The organism is Kribbella sp. NPDC050124 (assembly GCF_044460355.1).
Lineage (GTDB): Bacteria > Actinomycetota > Actinomycetes > Propionibacteriales > Kribbellaceae > Kribbella.
Map to the genome: position 1 here is coordinate 1 of NZ_JBITJU010000064.1, position 3,359 is coordinate 3,359.

Consider the following 3,359-nt stretch of genomic DNA (forward strand, 5'->3'; position numbering starts at 1 on the left):
GTGTTGACCGTCGTTCTGGATGACGACCTGGTGGTCGGCGTACGTCGTTGAGGTTGCTGACGACGGCTGGGCGCAGGTGTTGGTGTTGATGTTTGTGGTCGTCACCGTCAGTGTGTCGAGCAATGTGAGTTGAGACGACACGGCCCTCCCGCTTCATGTCGTGGAGGACCGCTGCGGGAGGGCCGTGCTGGATGCGCGGAGGCACCCGTTGATGACGGTAGAGGCGGATCAGGTTCGGGTCGAGTCGCGGTTGGTGTCCGGGCGGGTCGGTTGCCCGGGGTGCCGGGGTGTGCTGCGTCCGTGGGGGTGGGCGCGGCCGCGTGGCGTTCGTGGGATCGCCGGGGTGTTGCGGCCGCGGCGGGCGCGCTGTGCGGGGTGTCTGGTCACGCATGTGTTGTTGCCGGTCACGGTGTTGGCGCGGCGGGCGTACGCGGCCGAGGTGATCGTGGCGGCGTTGCTGGCCCGCGCTGCCGGGTCGGGTCATCGGAGGATCGGGGAGAGGCTGGGGGTTCCGGCGTCGACGGTGCGGGGCTGGTTGCGGGTGCTGGGCGGCCGGTTGGAGCCGGTGCGGCTGCACTTGTTGCAGGTGGCTGGCCGGGCCGGGGTGGACCGGCCGGTGCCCAAGGCGCTCGGTTCGCCGTGGCGTGACGTGCTGGCCGCGTTGGGGGCCGCGACCGCGGCGGTGACCGACAGGTTCGGCGCGTTCGGGGTCCTCGGCCCGGTGACGGCCTGGCAGGTCGCTGCGGCCTGTTCGGGTGGTCGGCTGCTCGCACCGGGCTGGCCACCGCAGCAGGTCGGTGCCGTCGGCAACACGAGTTGCCCCTGACGCGCGGCGCGGGCAGCCGGAATTCTCGCGAGGGTTGCTGCCCGGTCGGCTCGGCCGGGCATTCCCTTACTGAATAGAGGTTTTCGTGGTGAGCACGCATGACCAAGACGGCGTCAAGCGCCGTCAGCGGGCGCAGCAGGTGGCGTTGTTCCGTTACCAGTTGATCTGCCCTGCGCTGGACCCGGGCCTGTCGACCAAGGCGCGGGGCCGGATCGTGCGGGCGATTGCCGCCGGCACGCATGCCGGCCCGTTCGGCGGGCAGCACAGTTATTCCCGCGACACCCTGGACCGGTGGATCCGCCGCTACCGGACCGGCGGTTTCGACGCCCTGACCCCGTCGATCCGCCAGCCTGGCACCCGGATCGACACCGGGGTGCTGGAGCTGGCGGTCGCGCTGAAGCGGGAGAACCCCGACCGCACCGCGGCGCAGGTCGCGCGGATCCTGCGCGCCAGCAGCGGCTACTCGCCGTCTGAATCGACGCTGCTGCGCCTGTTCCACCGCCGGGACCTGATGGGCCCAGCCGCCGGTGGCGGTGTGGTGTTCGGCCGGTTCGAGGCCGAGGCGCCGAACCAGCGGTGGGTCGGTGATGCGCTGCACGGCCCGCGGGTCGGCGGCCGCAAAACCTACCTGTTCGCCTTCCTCGACGATCATTCCCGCCTCGTGACCGGTTACCGGTTCGGGTTCGCCGAGGACACCGTGCGGCTGGCCGCCGCACTGGAACCGGCGCTGGCGTCTCGCGGCGTGCCCGGCGCTTGCTACGTCGACAACGGCTCGGCCTACGTTGATTCCTGGTTGTTGCGGGCCTGCGGCAAGCTCGGGATCCGGCTGGTGCACTCCACCCCGCACCGGCCTCAAGGGCGCGGCAAGATCGAACGGTTCTTCCGCACAGTGCGAGACCAGTTCCTCGTCGAAGTCGCCGACACCAGCGCCGCGCAGCTCACCGAGCAGCAGACCACCCCAGCAGCGGCGCTGCTCGAGCTCAACACCCTGTTCACCGCTTGGGTCGAAGGTGTCTATCACCATCAGGTGCATTCCGAGACCCAGCAGACGCCGCTGGCCCGCTGGAACGACGGCTGGGACCGGGCCGGGCACGGCCCGATCATGGCCTCGGCCGACGCGTTGACCGAGGCGTTCTTGTGGTCCGCACTGCGCACGGTGACCAAGACCGCCACGGTCTCGCTGCACGGCAACACCTACCAAGTCGAGGCCGCGCTGGCCGGGCGGAAGGTGGAGCTGGTGTTCTCCCCGTTCAACCTGGAAGTCATCGAGGTCCGCCACGGCGACAACAGCTACGGCAATGCGGTGCCGCACGTCATCACCCGCCACGCCCACCCGAAAGCCCGACCGGAAACACCCGAGCCCGCACCGGCGCCGGCCACCGGCATCGCCTACCTGCAACTGGTCGCCGACGCCCACCAGCAGCAGGTGATCACCGACGACCGCATCGGCTTCCACGCGCTCTACTCGGCTGCGCCCGAACAAATTCCCGGGCAACTGTCGATCGACGACCTCACCGACGACGACCACGCCGACGGCGCCACCGTCAGCGATCAGGGCCGAGAGGTCAGCCGGTGAGCATCCAGCGCCTGCAGTCGCACTACGGTTTCACCCGCATGCCTTTCGGCCGCAGCCTCGCTCCGTCGATGCTGCACCGCCACGGCCGGCACGCCGAGGCCGTCGCCCGGATCGCCTGGTGCATCGACCAGCACGCCCTCGGCGTGATCACCGGCGAGGTCGGCGCCGGAAAGACCGTCGCCGTCCGCGCCGCGACCGCAGCCCTGGACTCTTCCCGCCACGTGGTCATCTACCTGCCCAACCCCTCGGTCGGGGTCCGCGGCATGCTGCACCACATCGTCTCCGCGCTCGGTCAGGTGCCCAGCCACTACACCGCCACCCTCGTCTCCCAGGCGGCCGACGCCCTCGCCGCCGAACACGCCGAACGCGGACGCAGCCCCGTCGTGATCATCGACGAAGCACACCTGCTGGACAACGCCCAGATGGAAGCCATCCGCATGCTCACCAACCACGACATGGACTCCGGCGCCCCGTTCGCCGCGCTGCTGATCGGGCAACCCACCCTGCGGCAACGCCTCCGACTCGGCGTCCTCGCCGCACTGGACCAACGGATCTCCGTCCGCTACACCCTCACCGGCATGGACCCGACCGAGACCACCGACTACATCACCCACCACCTCACGATCGCCGGCCGCACCGACACCCTGTTCAGCGCCGACGCCATCACCCTCATCCACAACTCCTCACGCGGCTACCCCCGCGCGATCAACAACCTCGCCGTCAACGCACTCACCGCCGCATTCGCCCGCAACAACTCGATCGTCGACGAAAAAGCCGCCCGAACCGCGATCTCCGAAACCGGCGCCGACTGAGCAAACCGGTGGCATCACCACGCCGACCACCCCGCCAACCAGCCGACCAAGGCCCCGTCCGCGACCAGCAGGCGGGGCCTACCCACACCCCAACCATCGGCAACACCGATGACGCCGTCATCGGCAAGATGAACGACGGACAACA

Annotated in this window: 3 protein-coding genes; all 3 read left to right on the forward strand. The window is 69.8% G+C overall.

The window, feature by feature from the left end; genetic code table 11:
• The first annotated feature begins 289 nt into the window (after window positions 1-289).
• The 3 genes from ACIBL3_RS47170 to ACIBL3_RS47180 all read left to right on the forward strand — a co-directional run bounded on the left by ACIBL3_RS47170 (window position 290) and on the right by ACIBL3_RS47180 (window position 3,214).
• The gene (locus tag ACIBL3_RS47170) at window positions 290-826 is read left to right on the forward strand and encodes a helix-turn-helix domain-containing protein (protein ID WP_396360609.1); all 537 of its coding nucleotides are present in this window, start codon (window positions 290-292) and stop codon (window positions 824-826) included.
• An 88-nt stretch (window positions 827-914) separates the two neighbouring features.
• Complete coding sequence (locus tag ACIBL3_RS47175; protein ID WP_396360610.1) at window positions 915-2,402, forward strand: DDE-type integrase/transposase/recombinase; 1,488 nt, start codon at window positions 915-917, stop codon at window positions 2,400-2,402.
• Window positions 2,399-3,214 carry an ExeA family protein gene (locus tag ACIBL3_RS47180; protein WP_396360611.1) on the forward strand — a complete coding sequence of 272 codons (816 nt, stop codon included), beginning with the start codon at window positions 2,399-2,401 and terminating at the stop codon, window positions 3,212-3,214. The genes ACIBL3_RS47175 and ACIBL3_RS47180 overlap by 4 nt, the downstream gene beginning before the upstream one ends.
• Window positions 3,215-3,359: the final 145 nt, after the last annotated feature.